Origin of the sequence: Streptomyces zhaozhouensis, assembly GCF_900230195.1 — a bacterium.
Classification (GTDB): Bacteria; Actinomycetota; Actinomycetes; order Streptomycetales; family Streptomycetaceae; genus Streptomyces; species Streptomyces zhaozhouensis.
This window is the reverse complement of the sequence record NZ_OCNE01000013.1, coordinates 65,767-87,292: the sequence shown is the minus strand read 5'-3', so window position 1 is coordinate 87,292 and position 21,526 is coordinate 65,767. Positions and strand designations below refer to the sequence as shown.

Here is a 21,526-nt window from a genome sequence, read left to right as displayed (position 1 = left end):
CCACCCAGGAGGTGACTCCCGATGACCCTCGCCCTCGACAGCACGGTCGACGAGGACGCCACGTCGGAGGCCGGCTACGCGGTGCGCTTCGCGCACGTGTCGAAGTCCTTCGGCCGGCCGGGCAAGCAGCAGTTGGTACTGGACGACATCAGCCTCGACGTCGCGCCGGGAGAGTTCGTCACGCTGATCGGCGCCTCGGGCTGCGGCAAGTCCACGCTGCTGAACCTGACCGCCGGGCTCGACGCGGCCTCCACCGGGCGGATCTCCGTGCCGGGCGGCCGGCCGGCGCTGATGTTTCAGGAGCACGCGCTCTTCCCGTGGCTGACCGCCGGCCGCAACATCGAGCTGGCGCTGCGGCTGCGCGGCGTGCCGAAGGCGGAGCGCCGCGAGGAGGCGGAGCGGCTGCTGTCGCTGGTGCGGCTGGACGGCTCCCACGGCAAGCGGGTGCACGAGCTGTCCGGCGGGATGCGGCAGCGCGTCGCGCTGGCCAGGGCGCTCGCGCAGGACAGCCAACTGCTGTTGATGGACGAGCCGTTCGCCGCGCTGGACGCGATCACCAGGGACGTGCTGCACGAGGAGCTGACCCGGATCTGGTCGGAGACCGGGGTCTCGGTGCTATTCGTCACGCACAACGTGCGGGAGGCGGTCCGGCTGGCGCAGCGCGTCGTCCTGCTCTCCTCCCGCCCCGGGCGGGTGGTCACCGAGTGGCACGTGGACATCCCGCACCCGCGCCGCATCGAGGACGCCGAGGTGTCCGCGCTCTCGGTGGAGATCACCGAGCGCCTCAGGGAGGAGATCCGCCGCCATGGCCAGCAGTGAGACGGCCGCCACCGGGGCGAAGGGGACGGACGAGGGCGCCGCCGGCGTCGGCACGGGGAGGGGGCCCGCCACCGCCTCGGGCGACCTGGCGGGGCTGGAGGCCGGCCTGGACGCGCTGGAGAGCGGGGGCGGCGGCGACCGGGTGCCGGTCGGGCGGGTCCTGCTCACCCGGGTGCTGCCGCCGATCGTCGCGATCGCGCTGGTGCTGACGGCGTGGCAGCTCACCTACTGGGCGGACGTGCAGCCGGACTACCTGCTGCCCAGCCCCGGTGACGTGGGCGCGGTCTTCGCCGAGATGTGGCGGCAGGGCACGCTGCTGGAGTACATCTGGACCAGCGTCTCGCGCGGCCTCCTCGGCTTTCTGATCGCGATCGCGGTGGGCACCCCGCTGGGGCTGCTGGTGGCGCGGGTGAAGCTGGTGCGCGCGGCGATCGGTCCGGTGCTCACCGGGCTCCAGTCGCTGCCGTCGATCGCCTGGGTGCCGGCGGCGATCATCTGGTTCGGGCTGACCAACGGCACCATCTACGCGGTGGTGCTGCTGGGCGCCGTGCCCTCCATCGCCAACGGCATCGTCGCGGGCGTCGACCAGATCCCGCCGCTCTATCTGCGGGCCGGCCGGATGCTGGGGGCGCGGGGGCTGAGCAGCGTGCGGTTCGTGCTGCTGCCGGCGGCGCTGCCGGGGTATCTGGCGGGGCTGAAGCAGGGCTGGGCGTTCTCCTGGCGTTCCCTGATGGCGGCCGAGCTGATCGTGCACTCGCCCGATCTGGGCACGGGGCTCGGGCAGTTGATGGAGAACTACCGCACCATGCAGAACATGTCGGGCGTGCTGGCCACCATCATCCTGATCCTGGTGGTGGGCGTGGCGATCGACCTGCTGTTCTTCTCGCCGCTCGAACGCCGGGTGCTGCGCTCCCGTGGGCTGCTGGCCAGGGTGTCGTGACACGGCCCGGCCGGAGCGCTCCTCCCCCGGCGCTGCTGCTGGTCGCCCACGGCAGCCGGGACCCGCGCCACGCGGCGACCGTGCTGGCGCTGACCGAGCGGGTGCGGGCGGCGGCCGGGGGCACCGAGGTGGCCTGCGGCTTCCTGGACTTCGCGCTGCCCGAGGTGGGAGGCGCCCTGGGCGGGCTGCGGGCCGCCGGCCACCGCGCGGTGGTGGCGGTGCCGCTGCTGCTCAACCACGCCTTCCACGCCGGGTCCGACCTTCCGGAGCTGCTGGCGCGGGAGAGGGCGCGGCTGCCAGGTCTCGCGGTGTGGCAGTCGGAGGTGCTGGGGCCGGACCCCCTGCTGAACGGGCTGCTGGAACGGCGGTTGGCCGAGGCGAACGGCGGCCCGCTGACCGCGCGCGCCGAGACGGGGGTGGTGCTGGCCTCGGCAGGCACCTCCGACCCCGGGGGCCGCGCCGCGCTGGAGCGGTTGGCCGCGCGGTGGCGCGCCGAGGCGGGCTGGGGCGCGGTCGTCTCGGCGTACGCCTCGGCGGGCGCGCCCGATCCGGGGCGTGCCGTGCGGGAGTTGCGTGCCCAGGGCGTGCGCCGGGTCGCGGTCGCGCCCTATGTGATCGCCCCGGGCCGGCTGCCGGACCGCGTTCTGACGGGCGCGCGGGAGGCGGGCGCCGACCTGGTGGCCCCGGTCCTGGGTGCCGCCCCCGAGCTGGCCCGGGTCGTTCTGGACCGCTACCTGGCCACCGTGCGGCGGCGCGGCGCGCTGTCCCTGGCGGGCTGAGCGGCGGGCGACGCCCCCTCGGCCGGTGCCGGTGGGGCGTCGCGCGCGAAGCCGCCGGGGTCAGCCGGCCGGGGGCACGTACTTGTAGCCCACCCGCCGCACCGTGACGATGCGTTCGCGGTAGGCCGGCCCCAACTTCCGTCGCAGCCTGGCCACATGCACGTCCACGGTCCGCTGGTCACCCACCGGCCCGTAGCCCCAGATCGTGGCGACCAGCGACTCCCGGGTGTAGACCCGGTGCGGATGGCGCACCAGGTGCGCCAGCAGTTCGAACTCCAGATACGTCAGCTCCAGGGGCGCGCCGTCCACGGAGGCCGTGCGCTCCTCGGTGTCCACCACGATGCCGCGGGGCGCGGCCGGCTCCTCGGTGGTCACGGCGGCCGGCCGGTTCGCGGCGGCCGCCGACGAGACCTGCGCGGCGAACAGCTCGCTCAGCTGCGCGGGTTGGGTCCCCGCCGGGGCCAGCACCAGATAGCCGACCAGCGGCACGGAGCCGTCCGCCGTCTGGCTCTCCGGTGCCAGGGTCACCGTCACGTCGGAGAGTTCGGACAGGTCGGGGAGCGCGGTAAGGTGCCGCATCTTCGGCTCCTTCCTTCCTTGGGTCGTCGCCCCGGCGCGGCCCTTGGCTGTCGCCGGGGCCGCGCCGGGCGCGGGGAGGTCAGGCCGCCGAGGCGGGGGTGTAGTGCTCCGCGGCGTCGCCCTCGACGACACGGCTGCGTCGGCCGTCCACGCCGACGGGTACGTCCCCCGCGACCGTCACCCGGTGGAGCAGGCGGGGCAGGGCGCCGTAGTCGTCCGGCGCGTAGTGCTGGGTGCTGCGGTTGTCGAAGGCCACCAGGTCGCCGGGGGCCCAGCTCCACCGGACGACGTTCTCCGGGCGGGTCACGTATCCCTGGAGCAGGCGCAGCAGATCGCGGGAGTCGTCGGCGTCGAAGCCGACCAGGCGCTGGGCGAACCCGCCGATGAACAGGCCGCGTTCGCCGCTCTCCGGGTGGACCCGCACCACGGGGTGGGCGGTGCGGTACCGGCGGGAGACGAACTGCCTGCGGTGCTCGGCGGCGCGCTCGGTCCTCGGCTCCGCGTAGTCGTGGTCGTTGGTGTGCACGGCCCAGAGGCGGTCGGCCAGCTCGCGCAGCGGCTGGGGCAGGTCGCGGTAGGCGGTGGCGCTGTTGGCGATGAGGGTGTTGCCGCCGTGCGGCGGGACCACGAGGGCGCGCAGCGTGGTCACCCGCGGCGGGGTGCGCAGGAAGGTGACGTCGGTGTGCCACCGGTTGGAGCGCACCCCGTCGCCGTCGACGGCCAGCACGTGGGGCTGGCCCTCCGCGGAGGGGACGGTGGGGTGGGCGGTGGTCAACTCGCCGAAGAGCGAGGCGAACCGCAGCTGCGCCGCGTCGTCGAGCGACTGGTCGCGGAAGAAGAGCGCCTTGTGCGCGACGAGCGCGGCGTTGATCTCGTTGACGACGGCGGGGTCGAGGGGCGCGGAGAGGTCGACTCCCAGGATTTCGGCGCCGATACGGCCGCCTACCTGACGAATGTCGAATTCCCCGCGGGAACTTTGGGGGCGTGAACTCTGGGACATGGAACGGCACTGCCTTTCCCGTGGGAAACGCCTTCTGTGACGGGTGGGACCTGAGCGGTCCCCGGCAGCCTTCGAAACTCCCCGGCCCACCGGGAACCACGCACGGCGGCGTGTCCGTCGTGCCTTCGCCGGTCATCACCCGGCGCCTCGCGGGAGAACCGTCCGCGAGGCGGGGAATGGCGGGCGAGCGGGGTCCGGTGGGCCGGCGTCACCCGTCGCGCACGCGGGGAGGCGGTGCGGGGTGAACGGCGTCGGGAGGAGCGTCGGCTGGGCGCTGTTCGAAGGGTCAGTTCGAAGGGTCAGCGTGCGTCGGCACAGATCGCGCTGGCCTGCCGCCGAAGGTCGACGTGCAGCCGCGTCACGAGAAATTCAGCCTGGCTCACGATAAGTGAGAATGCCAGTACCCGCAGGGCACGTCAAGATTGCGGCCCCACGTCTCACATCACGGGACGACGGGCGTCCACTTTCCGATATCCCGGACGCCGCCGTTCGCTTCGGGAACACACCCCGCGTCCTTCGCCGCGCGGCCTTCCGGGGGAATCGCCCCAGCGCCCCTCGCACGGGCCCCACTTGACCGCCGCCGTCCTCTCGCGGTACTCCTTTCGCCATGCCGACCAGCAAGCGCCTTTTCTCGCGGTGCCACGTGGATCTCGTCCGCGTGGCCAGCGCGCTGTGTCGCCCCGGCCGTCGCTGAGCGCGGCCCCGCCGGCAGCCGCCGGCCACCCGTCCGAGGATCGCCCCGGAGCCTGGGCACCCGCCGGTGCCCCGCACGGCGGCCCCCGCCGCGCGCTCGACGACCGCACGCGTCCCCGCTCGCTCCTCGTCCTACCGTGAGGTCACCCATGTCCACCGTCGCGCCCGTCCCGCCGGCCGTCGTCGAGAACCCACGCACCCCCCACGAACTGGCCGCCACCGTGCGCGCCTTCGCCGCCCGAAGGGAGCTGTGGGAGCCGCTGGTCCGCTTCACCAGGCCCGAACGCTGGTACCGACGGCTGGCCGTCGGCACCGACCACGAGGTCTGGCTGCTGACCTGGCTGCCGGGGCAGGGCACCGAGATCCACGACCACGGCGGCGCCTCCGGCGCGTTCGGCGTGGTCAGGGGCGAACTCACCGAGCGCGCCTTCGCCCTGCCCGGCGCGGAAGCGCCCCGCCCGCCCCGGCTGCGCGGTCTGACGCCCCCGGCGGTGCGCGCCTTCGGGCCGCGCCACGTGCACCAGGTGACCAACCCCGGACCGGAACCGGCGGTGAGCATCCACGCCTACGCCCCGGCCCTGGCCACCATGTCGTACTACGCCGACACTGGGGACGGCGCCCTGCGGCTGGTGCGCACCGACGGCGTCGACGACTGAGGGGGCCGCGCGGATGGGCGGGACACACGAGGCGGAACGCGCCGGAAGGGCCGGAAGGTCCGGCCCGCACGGGGGCGGGACACCCGGCCGGCGCACCACCATCGAGGCCCGACTCGCCTCGGCACGGGCCGCGTTGGACCGCGTGACGGCGGAGGAGGCCTACCGGGAGTGGGGGGCCGGGGCGGTGCTGGTGGACACCAGGATCCACGCCCAGCGCGCCGAGGACGGCACGGTGCCCGGGGCGCTGGTGATCGAACGCAACCACCTGGAGTGGCGCTGCGACCCGGCGAGCGGGGCCAGCGTCCCGCAGGCCGTCGACACGGAGGTGCGCTGGATCGTGCTCTGCGACGAGGGCTACGCCTCCTCGCTCGCCGCCGCCTCGCTGCGCTCGCTGGGGCTGCGCCGCGCCACCGACCTGATCGGGGGCTTCCAGTCCTGGCGGGCCGCCGGCCTGCCGGTGACCCCGCCGGACCAGGCGGCGCGGCGCCGCGCCGCCTGACGCCCGCCCTCCCCCGCGGGGCGGGCGCCCGACGGCCGATGCCCGCCCTCCGCTCAGCCGAGCGCCTCGGCCTCCTTCTCTTCCGGCAGTCCGACCGGGGAGCGGCGCCCGCCCAGCGCGGTGCCGGGAGGCAGCGTGCCGAGCCAGGCCCAGGTGTCCCGGACGGTCTCCGCGACGGGGCGCACGACCAGCCCCGTCGCCAGCGCCCGGGATACGTCCGAGCCGTGCAGCGCGGCGTGCAGGGGCCCGGGCGGCAGCCACACCGGCAGCTCCGTCCAGGGCTCGATGCCGGCGGCCGCCACCCGCTCGGGGGTCACCCACCGCAGGGTCGCGTCCGAGCCGGTGACCGCGCGGCAGCTCTCCAGCAGCTCGCCCATGGTGGCCGCCCCCGGCGGGCTGACCAGGTCGAACGGGCCGTGCCGCCCGTCCCGCGCCGCGTCCCACGTCCAGGCGGCCAGGTCCCTGATGTCCAGGTACTGGAGGGGGAGTTCGGCCGGCCCCGGCGCCAGCACCTCGCCGCCACGCGCGATCCGCCGCAGCCACCAGGGCAGCCGACCCACGTCCTCCCCGGGGCCGAGCAGCAGCCCGCAGCGGACCAGCAGCGTCCGCCCGGCGCCCGTCTCCCGCTCCACGGCCAGCTCCGCGCCGCGCTTGTCCGCCGCGTAGGAGCTGCCGTCCGCGTCGGGCGAACCCTCCACCAGCGGGGCGGTCTCGTCCGCGCCGGCGGGCGCGGGGAAGCGGTAGACCGAGCGCGAGGAGACATAGGTGTAGTGGCCCACCCGGTCGGCCAGCAGCCGCGCCGCGTCCCGCGCGGCCCGGGGCGCCCCGCTCCAGGTGTCGACGACCAGGTCCCACTCCCCGCGCTCCAACGCGCCGAGGCCGTCGGGCGCCAGCCGGTCGCCGCGCAGCGCGCGCACTCCCGCCCGGTCGGGCGAGCGGCCCCGGTGGAAGGTCGTGACCTCCCAGCCCCGCGCCAACGCGTCGTCCACCAGGGCGGGACCGGCGAACGCCGTGCCGCCCAGCACCAGTACCTTCATGGCCACCACCCTGCCCGGCGCGGGCGCGGTGGCCCACCCCGCTCGGCCCGGAGCGAATTCGCCGACAGCAGAGCCGCGCCAGCGTCCCGCACCAGGCCCGCAGAACGGCGACCGGGCTCCGCGCGCCCGGCGGCCTCGCTCTACCCTGGGCTCCGTGAAGGATCTTCTCTCCGCCACCGGCGGTCTGACGCTGCGCCCCTGGCGGGAGCGCGACCTGGCAGCCGTTCGTGACGCGTTCAACGAGCCGGGGATGTACGCGCAGTTCGGCTCGGTGCTGGACGAGGGACGGGTCGACGACGCGGCGGCCGGACGCTGGATCGCCCGCCACGCCGAGCGTTGGGAGGACGGCAGCGCCTTCTCCTGGGCCGTCGTGGCGGGGCCGGGCGACGAGACGCCGCTGCTCGGCAACGTGGCGGTCTCCCATGTCAACCACGTGCACGACGGCGGCTGGATCTCCTACTGGACCGTCGGGGCCGCCAGGCGCCGCGGCGTCGCGGGCGCCGCCCTGCGGACGCTCAGCACCTGGTGCTTCGAGGAACTGGGGCTCTTCCGCCTGGAGTTGGGCCATCGGGTGGAGAACGAGGCTTCCTGCAGGACCGCGCTGTCCGCCGGCTACGCCGTCGAGGGACGGCAGCGCGCGAAGCTGCGCTACGGCACCACCCGCCACGACGTGGAGACCCACGCCCGGCTGGCGACCGACTGACCCGGCCCGCCGACTCCCCCTCGCCGGCCCGCTGACGGCCTCGGCCTCCGTCTCGGCCAGGAGGATCAGCGGCGCCAGGACCGCGCGCCGGTGCCACCCCGCGGCACCGGGAGAGACCGGCCCCCCGGTGAGCCGCGCCGTCAGCCGGCCGCGCCCCGGCCCGTCCGGTGGCTGGGCGACCAGCTCCCGCCCGCCCGGCCGCGGCTCCGGCCCCGGCCTTCGCCGACGACCACCGACGTCGACCCCGCGCGGCGGCGCCGCCCCGGGCGCCGCCTCCACTCGCTCACTCATGGTGACGAAGATAGGGGGCACCACTGACAATCCGTGGCGGGGAGCGCGAACGCCCAGGTCAGGAGACGGACCTGGAGTGCTCCCAGGCCCACTCGAACTCCTCGCGATAGGTCTCGAAGAGACTCAGCTCGTCGTCCGAGGTCTCCTGGCCGACGAGCTCCCGCCCCGCCCTCCGCAGCACCAGCGCCGGCGTCTCCACGCCCCGGCTCCGCCGCAGATACGACTGGACCACCGCCACCCCGTCCGCGCCGTCCCCGTCCACGAAGTAGGCGCTGAACCGGGGCGTGTCGTCGAACACGTGGATCTCGAACGCCTCCTGGTCCCGCAGCCGGGCGCGCACCCGGCGGACCTGAAGGATGTTGGTCTCCACGGCGCGCCCCAACTCGCCCCGCTTCAAGCCCAGTTCGCGTTCACGGCGACGCATGGCCCCGCTCGCCGGGTTCAGGAAGAGCAGCCTGGTGCGGCACCCGGACTCGGCCAGACGCACGAGCCGGCGCCCGGGAAAGTTCTGCACCAGCAGGCCCAGCCCTATGCCCATCGCGTCCAGTCGCCGCGCCCCGCCGAACAGGTCCTCGGCCGGCAGCTGCCGCTGGAGGCGCACCCGGTCCGGGTGGACCCCGGCCACGTCGGTGAACCGGTCGCCGACCAGCTGCTCCACCACGTCCGCCGGCAACCGTCCCTCACCCGGCGGCGCGCCGGAGTCCAGCAGCCGCAGCAGCCGGGCACAGCCGCGTTCCGCCTGCTCCAGCACGGCGCGGTTGATGCCTCGGTTGCGGCTGACGGCGCTGCGCGCCACCTCCAGCTCGTCGAGCGTCAGCTCCACCTCGCGCCGGTTGTCGAAATACGGCGCGAAGCACGGCCAGTGCTGCACCATGAGCTCACGCAACTGAGGCAGGGTCAGAAAGGCGAGCACCGTGTCATCGGCAGGATCGAGCAAGTGTCCCTTGCGGCGGCTCACCTCGCGCAGCGCCGCCGCCCGCTGCACCCACTCCTGGCCGGTCGGGCCGGCCGCCGCCATCTCCCACTCGGCGCCGTGCACCGGCTCGTACACCGGACGCAGCACCGCGCCCACCACCGAACGCAGGCGCTGCTCCACCAGGTTGAGCCAGACGTACGCGCGGCCGGCGCGCTCCACGCGCAGCCTGACCTCCGACCAGTCCTCGGCGCTCCACTCCAGGTCGGCCCCTATCTCCATGGGGCGCGGCACCGGTACGGCCCCCGCCGGCGCCTCGGCGGTCTCGCCGCCGTTGCCCGATGGCAGCTCCAGGCCCGAAGAGCCCACCTCGCGTACCGCCTTCCACGCCACTGATGGATCAAGGAAGCCTACTGTGGCACGCCCCGGCCACGCAGCAAGATCCCACATCCCCCGCGCTTGCCCGCGCCCGGCCCGGGGCAGGCGACTTCCATGACGTCCACGCCAGTGCCCACGTCAACGTACCGGCTCCAGTTGGGCCCTGACTTCCCGTTCGCCGCGGCCGAGCGGCTGGTGCCGCACGTGGCCTCGTTGGGCGCCTCCCATCTGCACCTCTCCCCCGTGCTGGACGCCGTCCCCGGCTCCGGCCACGGCTACGACGTCATCGACCACGGCCGCGTGCGGCCCGAACTGGGCGGCGAGGAAGGACTGCGGCGCCTCGCGGCGACGGCGCGGGCCCACGGGCTCGGGCTGGTGGCGGACGTGGTGCCGAACCACATGGCGCTGCCCGCCGACACCCGGCTGAACGGGCCGCTGTGGCAGGTGCTCAGGGACGGTCCGACGTCGCCCGCGGCGCGGTGGTTCGACATCGACTGGGACGCCGGCGGCGGCCGGCTGCTGCTGCCCGTGCTCGGGGGGCCGCTCGGCGAGGAGTGGGAACGGCTGTCAGTGGTCGACGCTACGCTGCGTTACGCCGATCACGTGCTCCCCCTCCGACCCGGCACCGAGGAGCTGCCCCTGGCCGATCTGTTGGACGCCCAGCACTACCGCCTCGCCTGGTGGCGGCTGGGCCGCAGCGAGGTGAACCACCGGCGGTTCTTCACCATCAGCGACCTGATCGCGATCCGCGTCGAGGACCCCGACGTCTTCCGGGCCAGCCACGCGCTGCTGCTGCGCCTGCTCACCGAAGGGGTGATCGACGGGCTGCGGGTGGACCACCCGGACGGGTTGGCCGACCCCGGCGCCTACCTCACCCGGCTGCGTGAGGAGACGGGCGCCTGGATCGTCGCGGAGAAGATCCTCGGCTCCGGCGAGCAGCTCCCCGGCCGGTGGCCGATCGCCGGCACCACCGGCTACGACGCGCTGCGGCACCTCGACGCCCTCTTTGTCGACCCGGACGGCTGGGCCGAACTCACCGAGCACTACCGGGCGTTCACCGGCGCCCCGCCCGACCAGGGCGGCGCCTGGGAGGCCACGGTGCGCCGCGCGGCGTACCGCATGATCAACCACGAGCTGGTCGCCGAACGGGAGCGGCTGGTGCGGGTCGCCCTGCGGATCTGCCGCTCGGTGGACGGGCTGCGCCATCGCGACCACGCGCCGTGGGCGCTGCGCACCGCGATCACCGAGCTGCTGGTGAGGCTCCCGGTCTACCGCCCCTATGTCACCCCCGACGCGCCGCCGTCGCCCGTCGACGAGGCACTGCTGGCCACGGCGGCCGACGGCGCCAGAAAGGTGTTCCGGGTGCCGGCCGAGGCGTCGGCCGTGGCCACGGTGCGCGATCTGGTGCTCGGCCGCTTCGGAGAGGACGCCGACCGCGCGGACTTCCGGGTGCGCTTCGCGCAGGTCTCCTCCGCGCTGCGCGCCAAGGCCGTGGAGGACACCGCCTGTTACCGCTACGCGCCGCTGCTCTCGGCGACCGAGGTCGGCGGCGACCCCGGCGCGCCCGCGCTGCCGCCCGCCGCCTTTCACGCCTTCTGTGCCCGGACGCAGCGCGACTGGCCGCTGACGGGCACGGTGTTGTCCACGCACGACACCAAACGCAGCGGTGATGTACGTGCCGCCCAGGCGACGCTCAGCGAGCGGCCCAGGGACTGGGCGGCGTTGGTCAGTCAGCTCACCGAGGCCACCGCCGGCACCGGGGTGCGCGCGCCCGACCCGCATCTCGCGTGGACCACCTGGCAGCAGGCGTTCGCGCTGGGCGCCCCGGAGCGCGAACGGCTGCTGGCCGCCCAGCTGAAGACCGTGCGCGAGGCGGCGCTCCACACCAGTTGGACCGAACGCAACGAGGAGTACGAGGCGGCCGTCGAGCGCTTCGTGCTGGCCGGGCCCTGCGGCCAGCCGGCCGCGCGACTCAACGCCTTCGCTGAGGAGTTGGCGCCGGCGATCCGGGCCAATGTGCTCGGGGCCGCGTTGCTGCACCTCACCATGCCCGGTGTGCCCGACGTCTACCGGGGCAGCGAGGGCCACTATCTGGCCCTCGTCGACCCCGACAACCGGGTGACGCCCCCGCTGCCCACGGACCGTCTCGCCGCCTGGGACGGCGCGCCGCCCGCGCTGAGCGACGACCTGTCCACCGCGAAGCTGCGGCTGACCGCGACGGCGCTGCGGCTGCGGCGCGCGCACCCGGAGTGGTTCGGCGCCCGGGGCGACTACCGGCCGCTGCCGGCCGAGGGCGGTGCCGCCGACCACTGCGTGGCGTTCGCCCGGGCCGGCCGGGTCGTCACCGCCGTCACCCGGCTCTCCCACCGCCTGGCCGCCGAGGGCGGCTGGGGCGACGCGACGCTCGCCCTCCCCACCGGCGTCTGGCACGACGCGCTCGACGGGCGACGGCACGAGGGGCGGGTGCGGTTGGAGGCGCTGTTCGCCGCCGCGCCGGTGGCGCTGCTGGTGGCCGCCGAGGACGGAGAGTGAGCCGCCTGTCCCTCCGCCGCCTTGGGAGCGCTCCCTAGAATACGTGACCGGGCGGCGGCCGGCGTGGGCCGAGGACCGCCGCGCCACCCCGCGCCGCCACCCGGGACGCCTTCGCGCACGCGCGTCAACGCCGCACCCCAGCACGGGCGTCGGCCGCGAACGGATGGCGCACGCGTCTTTACACGCGGCCGAGGCGCACGTTACCTTCCAGAACTGGGAGCGCTCCCACCCACGCGGCGCTCCCCTTCACGGTCACCCCCACCTCATCACGGCGAAGGGACGCAACGCGATGAGCGACCAGAGGAAGCGCGGACTCCGCGGGATCGGGCTGCTCACGGCGGCCGCCACACTGCCCGCCCTGACCGCGGTGGTGTTCACCGGCGGCGGCGCCGCGGCCCACGGCGCCCCGATGGACCCCGGCAGCCGCACCTATCTGTGCTGGAAGTACAGCGTCGGCGAGACCGGCGCGGTCGAGCCGACCAACCCGGCCTGCGCGGCCGCACTGGAGGCGAGCGGCGCGAACGGGTTCTACAACTGGTTCGCCGTGCTGCGCTCCGACGGCGCCGGCCGCACCGAGGGCTTCATCCCCGACGGGCAGTTGTGCAGCGGCGGCGCCACCGTCTACGACTTCTCCGGCTTCGACATCCCGAGCGAGGAGTGGCCCACCACCCATCTGACCTCGGGCGCCGACTGGGAGTTCACCTACAACCCGTGGGCCCACCACCCCGGGACGTTCCACCAGTACGTGACCGTCGACGGCTGGGACCCGAACGCGCCGCTGGGCTGGGACGACCTGGAGGACGAGCCGTTCCACTCGGAGACCGACCCGCCCTACCGGGGCGGGGTGGGTGACGCCGAGTCGGAGTACTACTGGAACGCCCAGTTGCCCGAGGGCAAGGAGGGGCGCCACATCATCTACACGGTCTGGGAGCGCTCCGACAGCGAGGAGACCTTCTACGGCTGCTCGGACGTCGTCTTCGACGGCGGGAACGGCGAGGTCACCGTCCCCGGCGGCGACACGGCGGCCACGCCCGAGGCGATGACGGAGTTCACCGCGCCCGTCGGCGCGCGAGAGCCGGGCGCGCACGACGCCCACGCGGGGCACGACGCCCACGCCTCCGCCTCGCGGGCGACCGGCGGCTCCGCGTTGGCCGTGCTCCAGAAGGTCCTGCCGGACACGGCCGGCTGACCGCCGGCCCCGGTACTCCGGCCTGCCGCCGCACCTCTCAGCCCCCGCTAAGGCGGCAGGCCGGCTCACCTCTCCCGCCCGGGACGGCGGAGCCCGTCGGGGCTTCGCCGTCCCGGGCTCCCCGGCGTCGTGGCGCCGGCGGCACGGCCGTCAGCGCGCGGATTCCCGGTCCGCCAGCCGGTAGGAGACCGCGCCGAAGCGCACCTGGTCGCCCGGCCGCACCGGCACGGTGTCGGCGACCCGACGCCCGTTCACCCAGGTGCCGTTGGCCGAGCCGAGGTCGCGCAGCGTCCAGCCGGTCGGGGTGCCGCGCAACTGGGCGTGGTAGCGGGAGACGCTGGAGTCGTTGAGGCGCAGTCCGGAACCGGCCGCGCGGCCTATCGCCAGCGGCCTGGGTCCGGGTGCCGGAAGCACCAGCTGGGGCAACTGCTCGGCGCGCCAGGCCAGTCGGACCCGGTGGTGGAAGGCGGAGAGCCGGGTCACGGAGTCCAGCAGCCACCCCTTGTGCGGGGGCGCCGGCTCGCGGTGCGGCAGGTCGCCGACCACCTCGGCGAGCTCCTCCGGATGCCGGGCCGCCATGATCAACTCGATGCGGCGCAACAGGGTGTCCGGCGAGATCCGCCCCTCGGCCACCCCCTCCTTGAGCACGTCCATGGCCCGCTCCCGCTCCGCGTCGGAGACGCGCGGGCGTTGGGCCTCGGAGTCGGGCGTGGTCATGCCTCGGATTCTCGGTGACGCGCCGCCCGGCTGTCCAGAATCGTCCGCGTCGGCTACGGTGTCGGCGACGCCCAGCGAGTCGGCCGCCACGCGGCCGCCAGGACGAGGAAGGAGGCGTTGACGATGCACCACGACACCACTGTCTGTCGCGTCCCGCGCCTCCGCCCGTCCAGCACCGGGCGTCCCAGCGACTGAGGCGAGCGCGGGGCGTTCCTTCCCGAAGGGAAACCCGTGACCGCACTGGTCATCCGTCCGCTCGCCGAAGGCGAGACCGCGGACGTCTTCCGCTCCCTCACCCGCGCCCTGCCCGACGACGGCCTGGTCGGCCGCTCCCTGCTGTCGCATCCGAAGAACCACTTCGAACTCGCCTCCGCCGGCGGCGAGTACCGTCCCGGATGGAGCTGGGTCGCCCTGCGCGACGGCGTGGTGGTGGCCCGCGCGGCCTACTGGGGCGCGCCGACCGACGAACTCCCGAAGGTGCTGGAGCACTTCGACTTCCTGGACCACGCCGACGGGGTCGCGCTGCTGCGTGCCACCCCGTTCGACGCCGAGTACGAGCTGCTGCTCCCGCCCGGCTGGCGGGGCGACCCGGCGGCGCGCCGGGCCGCCGAGCGCCGGATGGCGGCGGCGGAGGAGGCCGGGTACCGCCGGCTGACCGAGCGCTTCCGCTACTCCTGGACGACGGGGTGCGGGCTGCCCGAGCGGCCCGGGCGGCTGGTCTTCCGGCCCGAGCCCGACGACGACGTGGTCCTCGACGTGCTCGCCCGGGTGCACAGCGACACCCGGGACCACCACGCCCTGCGCGCCATCGAGACGGGTGGAGGCCCGGAGGCGGCGGCGCGCGAGGAGTTGGCGTTCATCCGATGGTGTCCCTCGCCGCGCGAGTGGCTGCGGCTGGCCTACACCGAGGGGGGTGAGCTGGTCGGCGTCCAGGTGCCGGCGCACAACCCGAGCGGCCCCTGCGTCGGCTTCATCGGCGTGGTGCCCGAGCAGCGGGGCCACTCCTACGGCTACGACCTGCTGGCCGAGTGCACGCACACGCTGGTGGCCGAGGGCGCCGAACGGATCGCCGCGGCCACCGACGTGGGCAACGTGGGGATGGCCGCCTCGTTCGCGCGGGCCGGTTATCCGATCACCCTGCATCGTTACTGCCTGGTGCGGGACTGACGGCACCCGACTCCCCGGCGGGGGGTCTGGCCTGCGGGGTGGGTGGCGCCCAGCATGGACCCATGCTGTTCGAGGTCTGGGCGCCACGAGCCCGTGAGGTCACGCTCCGGTTGGACGGCCGGCCGCATCCGATGCGGCCGGCCCAGGGCGGCGAGGGGTGGTGGGAGGCCGAGGCGCCGGCCGGGCCGGGCGCGCGCTACGGCTTCGCGCTGGACGGGGGCGAGACGCTTCCCGACCCGCGCGGGCGCGCGCTCCCGGACGGCCCCGAGGGGCTGAGCGCCGTCGTGGACCCGGCGCGCTTCGACTGGCTCCACGCCTGGTCGGGGCGCGCGCTGGCGGGCGCCGTGCTGTACGAGCTGCACGTGGGCACCTTCACGCCGGCCGGCACCTTCGACGCGGCGACCGAACACCTGGCACACCTTGCCGAGTTGGGCGTCACCCACGTGCAGCTGATGCCGGTCTGCCCGTTCCCCGGGGTGCACGGCTGGGGGTACGACGGGGTGGCGCCCTGGGCCGTGCACCAGCCGTACGGGGGGCCTGAGGGACTGGCGCGCTTCGTGGACGCGGCACACGGGCACGGCCTCGGCGTGGTGCTGGACGTGGTCCACAACCACCTGGGCCCCTCGGGCAACCGGCTGCCGGAGTTCGGGCCCTACTTCACCGAGCGCCACCACACGCCCTGGGGCGCCGCGGTCAACCTGGACGGTCCCGACTCCGACCAGGTGCGTTCCTACTTCGTCGGCAGCGCGCTGGCGTTCCTGCGCGACTTCCGGCTGGACGGGCTGCGGCTGGACGCGGTGCACGCGCTGGTCGACGACCGCGCCGAGCACGTGCTGGCCGAACTGTCGGCGGCCGTCGACGCGTTGGCCGAGGCGGAGCGGCGGCCGATGTTCCTGGTCGCGGAGTCGGACCGGAACGACCCGCGCACCCTCGCGCCCCGCCGCGCCAACGGCCTCGGGGTGCACGCCCAGTGGAACGACGACTTCCACCACGCGCTGCACTGCGCGGCGACCGGCGAGGCCCAGGGCTACTACGCGGACTTCGCGCGCGCCCCGCTGACCGCGTTGGCCAAGACACTGACCGGCGGCTTCTTCCACGACGGCGGGTACTCGTCGTTCCGCGGGCGGCGGCACGGCCGGCCGTTGGAACGGGCGACGGTGCGCGGCCACCAGCTGCTCGGGTACGCGCAGACGCACGACCAGGTGGGGAACCGGGCGCTGGGCGACCGACTCGCCGCGCTGCTGGGGCCCGAGGCGATGGCGCCGCTGGCGGCGCTGGTGCTGTGCGGGCCTTTCACGCCGATGCTCTTCATGGGCGAGGAGTGGGGCGCCACCACGCCCTGGCAGTACTTCACCGACCATCCGGACCCGGCGCTGGCGGCGGCGGTGCGGGACGGGCGGCGGCGGGAGTTCGCCGCCCACGGCTGGGCGGCGGACCAGGTGCCCGACCCGCAGGACCGGGCGACCCGCGACCGTTCCGTGCTGGACTGGGACGAACCGGTCCTGGACCCGGCCAAGGCGGCGCTGCTGGAGTGGCACCGGCGGCTGATCCATGTGCGCCACCGCCATCTCCCTCCCGACCTGCCGCTGGCGGCGGTGCGCTGCGAGGCGGACGAGGCGGCGCGCTGGCTGGTGCTGCACAACGGCCCGCTGACCGTCGCGGTCAACCTGGCGGCGGAGGCGGCCTCCCTGCCGCTGGGCCCGGGGACGTTCACCACGCTGGCCGCCAGCCACGGCGAGGAGCGGTCGGAGCCGTCGGACGGCGCGCTGGCGCTGCCGGCCGGCGGCGCCCAGGTGCTGCTGCGGACGTAGGCCGCGCGGCGACGCGCCCCCGGCCCGGGGCCGGCGGCTGACGCGCCGCCGGCGGCCGGGCCTAGCTGGTCGGCTCCAGGCGGACGGCGATGGAGTTGATGCAGTACCGCAGGTCGGTGGGGGTGTCGTAGCCCTCGCCCGCGAAGACGTGGCCGAGGTGGGAGCCGCAGGTGCGGCACAGCACCTCAGTGCGGGGCCGGCCGGGCAGCGAGTCGTCGGCCCTGGTCTCGACCGCGTCGCTGTCCGCCGGGTCGAAGAACGAGGGCCAGCCGCAGTGCGACTCGAACTTGGTGTCCGAGCGGAACAGTTCGGCGCCGCAGGCCCGGCAGTGGTAGACGCCCTCGGTCTTGGTGTCGGTGTACTCGCCGGTGAACGCCCGCTCCGTGCCGGCCTGGCGCAGCACCCGGTACTCCTCGTCGGACAGCTGGGCGCGCCACTCTTCGTCGGACTTCTCGACCTCGTAGGCCATGGTTCTCCTCCGTGTTCTTTCCGTGGGGGCCGGGTGACGCCGGACGCGCTCAGACCGCGAGGCGCCCGAGGACGAGCGGACCCAGCTCGGTGACGTCGCCCGCGCCCATGGTGAGAACGAGGTCGCCGGGTCCCGCGATTCCCGCGACGGCGTCCGGGACCGCCGTCGCGGCCGCGACGGCGGTGACGTCGGCGCCGTGGCGGCGGGCGGCCTCGATGATCAGGTCGCTGGTCACACCGGGGATCGGGTCCTCCCTGGCGGGATAGATGTCCATCACCAGGCTGGCGTCGGCCAGGGCCAGCGCCCGGCCCATCTCGGTGCCCAGCTCCTGGGTGCGGCTGAAGAGGTGCGGCTGGAAGACGACCAGCACCCGCCCCTCCCCCGCGCCCGCCCTGATGGCCTCCAGGTCGGCCACCATCTCGGTGGGGTGGTGCGCGTAGGAGTCGATGACCCGCACGCCGCCCGCCTCGCCCTTGAACTGGAGCCGGCGGCGCACCCCCGTGTAGCTGGCCAGCGCGCGGGCCAGCGCGTCGGCCGGCACCCCGGCGGCGACGCCGGCGGCCAGGGCGGCGACCGCGTTGTGCGCGTAGTGGCGGCCGGGCACCGAGACGCCGAAGGTCAGCGTGCGGCCGCCGAGTTCCACGGTGACCTCGCTGGTCAGCCCGTCGGGCCGCAGGCCGGTCACGCACACGTCGGCGCCCTCGGCCTCGCCGTAGGTGACCAGCTCGAGCCCCGGGCGGCCGGCGAGCCGGGCGGTGAGCTTGCGGGCGCCCTCCTGGTCGGCGTTGATCACCAGCGTGCCGCCGGGGCGCACCCGGTCGACGAAGGTCTCGAAGGAGTCGTAGATCTCGTCCATCGAGGCGTAGTTGGCGTGGTGGTCGAGCTCCACGTTGAGGATGATCGCCACGTCGGGGCGGTAGTGGTGGAAGCTTCGGTCGCTCTCGTCGGCCTCGGCGACGAAGAGGTCCCCGGTGCCCTGTTCGGCGTTGGAGCCGGGCGCGTCCAGATCCCCGCCGATCGCGTAGGACGGCGAGAGGCCCAGCGCGGTGAGGCCGACGGCCAGCATCGAGGTGGTGGTCGTCTTGCCGTGGGTGCCGGCGACGGCGATGGCGCGGGTGTCGGCCATCAACGCGGCCAGCGCCTCGGCCCGGTGGACCACGGGCAGCCCGCGCCGGGCGGCCTCGGCCAGCTCCGGGTTGTCCTCGCGGATGGCGCTGGAGACCACCACGCAGCTGGCGTCGGACGCCAGGTGCTCGGCGCGGTGGCCGAGGTGCACGGTGACGCCGAGGGCGGTGAGCGCGGCCACCGTCTCCGAGGTGCGGGAGTCGCTGCCGGCGACGGCGGCGCCGCGCCCGGCCAGCAGCTTGGCGATGCCCGACATGCCGGCGCCGCCGACGCCGATGAGGTGCGGTCGTTCCATGCCGGGCGGGATCGCCGTGGTCATTCGTCAGTCTCCCTGCTAGACGCGTTGGCTGCCCGATTCTCGCACCCGCTCCCCGGGAAGCCGCGCAAGCCCGGCGACCGGCTGCCCGGTGACCGGCTACTCGGCGTCCGGCTACTCGGTGTGCGCGAAGAGCCGCAGCACCGGCACGCCGACCCGGTGGCGCGCGCGGGAGGCCCAGTCGCGGTGGAACAGCTCCTCGACGTAGTGCGGCGCGGTCAGCACCACCACCTCGTCCGCGCCGGTCTCCCGGACCACGGAGGCCAGCACCTCCAGGGGGCGTTCCTCCACCAGCTGGCCGACGGCGTCGGCGCCGCTGTCGCGCAGCGCGTCCAGCGACAGTTCGAGCCCCCGCATCGCCGGGGGCACCGCCGCCCCGCCCACCGGCTCCCTCGGTTCCCTGACGGCGTCGCCCAACTCGCCGAGCGCCACGTCGTCCAGGGCCCGCAGCAGCTGGTCCTGGTCGCCTCGCGGCTGCATCAGCACCACGAAGGACTGCTCCTCGTCGCCGTGCAGGGTGGTGACCAGCTCGGTGTCGGTGGGCACCAGGGGTTTCTCGATCATGAGGACAGTCGTGATCACGCTCTGCGCCCTTCGTCGGCCGGTCCGCGCTCCCCGTCGGCGGAACACCGTGCTGACACGGCGCCGCGCCCTTTCAGTCTGCCCACACCAGAATAAGCGGAACGTCGCATTCCGCAGATTGTCAGACCCTCCGGTGTCAGCCGTCGGTCGCCGGGGGCCGTGGCGGCTCGGCCGAGCGGTAGCGGTGGAAGAGGAAACCGTCCTCTTCCAGCAGGTCGGTGAGGTGGAAGTCCAGCGGCGACGGCAGCTCGGGGCCGGTGGTGATCCGGGGCGCCGCGCCGAGCGCGATCCGGGGCGCGACCGTCAGACAGAGCTCGTCCAGCGCCCGCGCGCCGGCGAACGCGCCCAGCACCCGGGGCCCGCCCTCGGCCAGCAGCCGGGTGAGCCCGCGGGCGGCCAGCTCCGCCCTGACCCGGTGCGGCTCCGCCGTCGCGCCCTCACCGGCGACGACCACCTCCACCCCCGCCTCCCCCGCCGCGGCGAGCCGCCCGGCCGGCGCCCCGGCTCCGGTGAGCACCAGGGTCGGCACCGCGGGGGCGGCGAAGAGCGGCGCGCCGAAGTCCAGGTCGAGGGCGGCGGAGACCACCGCGACGGCGGCGGCCGGCGCCTGCCCCGCGGCGGCGCGGCGCTCCGCGAACTCCGCGCGTACCCGGGCCGGCCGGTAGCCCTCGGCGCGCACGGTCTCGGCACCCACGACCACGGCGTCGGCCAACGCCCGCAGCACCCCGAAGACCCGCATGTCGGCCGGCCCCGAGAGCGGCTGGGAACGGTGGCCGTGGTGGGCGGCGCCGTCCGCCGAGGCGACCATGTTGGCCCGCACCCAGCAGCCGTCGGCGGCGACCGGCTCCGGGTAGGCGTACGCCTCGGCGAGCTCGGCGAGACCGGGCGTGGGCAGCTCGCCGGGGGGCGCGGGGGCGTGCGAAGCGGCGGACGTGGCGCCCGAGGGGGCGGAGGGCGGAGGAAACAGCCGGCGCATGGGCCGCAGTCTGGCACAGCGGTCCCGCACGGCCGGGACCACCCGTCTGGCGTAGAATCGAAGACCGTGTCCACCCCCAGCGCACCCCAGCCGACCAGCCACGAGGGCGAGCCGCCGGCGCTCAGCGCCCGTTCGCCCCAGGTGCCGGCCGAACGGCTGGTGGCCGAGATGGTGCCGCCGCCGCGCTTCGACGCGGTCCGTTTCGACACCTATGTGCCCGACCCCGCGCAGCCCAGCCAGCGCGCCGCGATCAAGGCGCTGGAGGACTTCGCCGGCACCCTCGGCGGGAGCGCGGCCAGGGGCGGACGGCGCGGACTCTTCCGCGCGCGCTCCCGCAGGAGCGAGCCGGCCGGGCCGCGCGGGATCTATCTGGACGGCGGCTTCGGCGTCGGCAAGACCCATCTGCTGGCCTCCCTGTGGCACGCGGCGCCCGCGCCTCCCGAGCGCAAGGCGTTCGGCACCTTCGTCGAGCTGACCAACCTGGTCGGCGCGCTCGGCTTCCAGCAGACCGTGCGCACCCTCGGCGGCCACCAGCTGCTGTGCGTCGACGAGTTCGAGCTCGACGACCCGGGCGACACCGTGCTCATCTCCTCGCTGCTGTCGCGCCTGGTCGAGGAGGGCGTGGCGCTGGCCGCCACCTCGAACACGCTGCCAGGCAAGCTCGGCGAGGGACGTTTCGCCGCCGCCGACTTCCTGCGCGAGATCCAGGGGCTCTCCGCCCACTTCAGGGCGCTGCGGGTGGACGGCGAGGACTACCGGCACCGCGGCCTGCCCGAGGCGCCGGCGCCCCGGCCGACGGACGAGGTGGTCGCCGCGGCGCGGGCCACCGAGGGCGCGACGCTGGACGACTTCGGCACCCTGCTGGACCATCTGGCGCGCGTGCACCCCAGCCGTTACGGCGCGCTCTGCGACGGGGTGGGCATGGTCTGCCTCACCGACGTGCGACCGGTGCCCGACCAGGCCACGGCGCTGCGGCTGGTGGTGCTCGCCGACCGGCTCTACGACCGGGAGGTGCCGGTGCTGGCGTCGGGCCAGCCGTTCGACCGGCTCTTCAGCGAGGAGATGCGGCGGGGCGGCTACCGCAAGAAGTACTTCCGCGCCATCTCCCGGCTGACCGCCCTCGCCAGGGACGCGGACAGCGACTGACCCTCCCCGGTCCCTTCCCGACACCTTCCGGTCCCCGACCGGGCGTCGCCCGGCGGCCGTTCGGACACGCGCCGGACGGCGTTCGGGCGGGAAAGCTCAACTCCGCCTCAGCTCCAGCTCAGAAGTACCTCAAATCGTGCGCACCGCCCGATTGCCCCGCGCAGTCTGGGGGATGAGCGTGTGCACGGACGGCCGGCGGGGGCCGGAGC

21 protein-coding genes are annotated in these 21,526 nt (G+C 75.0%); 11 read left to right on the top strand and 10 right to left on the bottom strand.

All coding sequences use genetic code 11. The features are described from left to right. Positions 1-21 precede the first annotated feature (21 nt). From CRP51_RS18445 to CRP51_RS18435, 3 genes are read left to right on the top strand one after another with little or no spacing between them, the layout of a single operon-like run. Complete coding sequence (locus CRP51_RS18445) at positions 22-819, top strand: ABC transporter ATP-binding protein (RefSeq protein ID WP_097232352.1); 798 nt, start codon at positions 22-24, stop codon at positions 817-819. Then, positions 806-1,759 carry an ABC transporter permease gene (locus CRP51_RS18440; protein WP_097232351.1) on the top strand — a complete coding sequence of 318 codons (954 nt, stop codon included), beginning with the start codon at positions 806-808 and terminating at the stop codon, positions 1,757-1,759. Before CRP51_RS18445 ends, CRP51_RS18440 begins: the two co-directional genes overlap by 14 nt. Beyond that, positions 1,756-2,538, top strand: a complete 783-nt coding sequence (locus CRP51_RS18435) for a sirohydrochlorin chelatase (protein WP_097232350.1) — start codon at positions 1,756-1,758, stop codon at positions 2,536-2,538. Before CRP51_RS18440 ends, CRP51_RS18435 begins: the two co-directional genes overlap by 4 nt. 60 nt (positions 2,539-2,598) lie before the next feature. Here CRP51_RS18435 and CRP51_RS18430 read toward each other — a convergent pair whose 3' ends face one another. From CRP51_RS18430 to CRP51_RS30195, 3 genes are all read right to left on the bottom strand, one after another. After that, complete coding sequence (locus tag CRP51_RS18430; RefSeq protein WP_439333187.1) at positions 2,599-3,249, bottom strand: winged helix-turn-helix domain-containing protein; 651 nt, start codon at positions 3,247-3,249, stop codon at positions 2,599-2,601. Then, positions 3,197-4,117 (bottom strand): TauD/TfdA dioxygenase family protein, encoded by a 921-nt coding sequence (locus CRP51_RS18425; protein ID WP_097232348.1) that lies wholly within the window; start codon positions 4,115-4,117, stop codon positions 3,197-3,199. The genes CRP51_RS18430 and CRP51_RS18425 overlap by 53 nt, the downstream gene beginning before the upstream one ends. Before the next feature lie 299 nt (positions 4,118-4,416). Then, a complete protein-coding gene (locus CRP51_RS30195) occupies positions 4,417-4,500 on the bottom strand; it encodes a putative leader peptide (protein WP_369333353.1) in 84 nt (27 codons plus the stop codon). Between the two features lie 459 nt (positions 4,501-4,959). Here CRP51_RS30195 and CRP51_RS18420 point away from each other — a divergent pair, with 459 nt between their 5' ends. Then, positions 4,960-5,466, top strand: a complete 507-nt coding sequence (locus CRP51_RS18420; RefSeq protein ID WP_097232347.1) for a cysteine dioxygenase — start codon at positions 4,960-4,962, stop codon at positions 5,464-5,466. A 13-nt stretch (positions 5,467-5,479) separates the two neighbouring features. Then, the gene (locus tag CRP51_RS18415) at positions 5,480-5,965 is read left to right on the top strand and encodes a rhodanese-like domain-containing protein (protein ID WP_097232346.1); all 486 of its coding nucleotides are present in this window, start codon (positions 5,480-5,482) and stop codon (positions 5,963-5,965) included. Positions 5,966-6,018: 53 nt separating this feature from the next. On the opposite strand, the gene CRP51_RS18410 is transcribed toward CRP51_RS18415, so the two are convergent. After that, positions 6,019-7,002: an NAD-dependent epimerase/dehydratase family protein gene (locus CRP51_RS18410; RefSeq protein WP_097232345.1), complete on the bottom strand. Its 984-nt coding sequence runs from the start codon at positions 7,000-7,002 to the stop codon at positions 6,019-6,021. A 154-nt stretch (positions 7,003-7,156) separates the two neighbouring features. Between CRP51_RS18410 and CRP51_RS18405 the strand changes: the two genes are divergently transcribed. Then, positions 7,157-7,705, top strand: coding sequence for a GNAT family N-acetyltransferase (locus tag CRP51_RS18405; RefSeq protein WP_245880663.1), 549 nt, complete (start codon positions 7,157-7,159; stop codon positions 7,703-7,705). Between the two features lie 349 nt (positions 7,706-8,054). Here CRP51_RS18405 and CRP51_RS18400 read toward each other — a convergent pair whose 3' ends face one another. Further along, positions 8,055-9,278, bottom strand: coding sequence for a DUF5919 domain-containing protein (locus tag CRP51_RS18400; RefSeq protein WP_097232343.1), 1,224 nt, complete (start codon positions 9,276-9,278; stop codon positions 8,055-8,057). 123 nt (positions 9,279-9,401) lie between these two features. Here CRP51_RS18400 and treY point away from each other — a divergent pair, with 123 nt between their 5' ends. Both treY and CRP51_RS18390 read left to right on the top strand, forming a co-directional pair. Next, positions 9,402-11,819 carry a malto-oligosyltrehalose synthase gene (gene treY, locus CRP51_RS18395; protein ID WP_097232342.1) on the top strand — a complete coding sequence of 806 codons (2,418 nt, stop codon included), beginning with the start codon at positions 9,402-9,404 and terminating at the stop codon, positions 11,817-11,819. A gap of 289 nt (positions 11,820-12,108) precedes the next feature. Next, positions 12,109-13,008 carry a lytic polysaccharide monooxygenase auxiliary activity family 9 protein gene (locus CRP51_RS18390; protein WP_097232341.1) on the top strand — a complete coding sequence of 300 codons (900 nt, stop codon included), beginning with the start codon at positions 12,109-12,111 and terminating at the stop codon, positions 13,006-13,008. Between the two features lie 150 nt (positions 13,009-13,158). Here the strand turns inward: CRP51_RS18390 and CRP51_RS18385 are convergent, their stop codons facing one another. Next, positions 13,159-13,725, bottom strand: coding sequence for an FHA domain-containing protein (locus CRP51_RS18385; RefSeq protein ID WP_097232340.1), 567 nt, complete (start codon positions 13,723-13,725; stop codon positions 13,159-13,161). Positions 13,726-13,956: 231 nt separating this feature from the next. On the opposite strand from CRP51_RS18385, the gene CRP51_RS18380 reads away from it, so the two are divergent. Continuing rightward, complete coding sequence (locus CRP51_RS18380; RefSeq protein WP_097232339.1) at positions 13,957-14,892, top strand: GNAT family N-acetyltransferase; 936 nt, start codon at positions 13,957-13,959, stop codon at positions 14,890-14,892. Between the two features lie 62 nt (positions 14,893-14,954). Further along, positions 14,955-16,703 carry a malto-oligosyltrehalose trehalohydrolase gene (gene treZ, locus CRP51_RS18375; RefSeq protein ID WP_097232338.1) on the top strand — a complete coding sequence of 583 codons (1,749 nt, stop codon included), beginning with the start codon at positions 14,955-14,957 and terminating at the stop codon, positions 16,701-16,703. Between the two features lie 61 nt (positions 16,704-16,764). On the opposite strand, the gene msrB is transcribed toward treZ, so the two are convergent. The 4 genes from msrB to CRP51_RS18355 all read right to left on the bottom strand — a co-directional run bounded on the left by msrB (position 16,765) and on the right by CRP51_RS18355 (position 20,171). After that, positions 16,765-17,172, bottom strand: coding sequence for a peptide-methionine (R)-S-oxide reductase MsrB (gene msrB / locus CRP51_RS18370; protein ID WP_097232337.1), 408 nt, complete (start codon positions 17,170-17,172; stop codon positions 16,765-16,767). Between the two features lie 49 nt (positions 17,173-17,221). Then, on the bottom strand, positions 17,222-18,616 hold the full coding sequence (gene murC, locus CRP51_RS18365; protein WP_097232336.1) for a UDP-N-acetylmuramate--L-alanine ligase: 1,395 nt from the start codon (positions 18,614-18,616) through the stop codon (positions 17,222-17,224). Positions 18,617-18,727: 111 nt separating this feature from the next. Continuing rightward, positions 18,728-19,195 carry an indole-3-glycerol phosphate synthase gene (locus CRP51_RS18360; protein WP_097232335.1) on the bottom strand — a complete coding sequence of 156 codons (468 nt, stop codon included), beginning with the start codon at positions 19,193-19,195 and terminating at the stop codon, positions 18,728-18,730. A gap of 136 nt (positions 19,196-19,331) precedes the next feature. Continuing rightward, positions 19,332-20,171, bottom strand: coding sequence for a dihydrofolate reductase family protein (locus tag CRP51_RS18355; protein ID WP_097232334.1), 840 nt, complete (start codon positions 20,169-20,171; stop codon positions 19,332-19,334). A gap of 66 nt (positions 20,172-20,237) precedes the next feature. Here CRP51_RS18355 and zapE point away from each other — a divergent pair, with 66 nt between their 5' ends. Continuing rightward, positions 20,238-21,317 (top strand): cell division protein ZapE, encoded by a 1,080-nt coding sequence (gene zapE / locus CRP51_RS18350; RefSeq protein ID WP_281259677.1) that lies wholly within the window; start codon positions 20,238-20,240, stop codon positions 21,315-21,317. Positions 21,318-21,526: the final 209 nt, after the last annotated feature.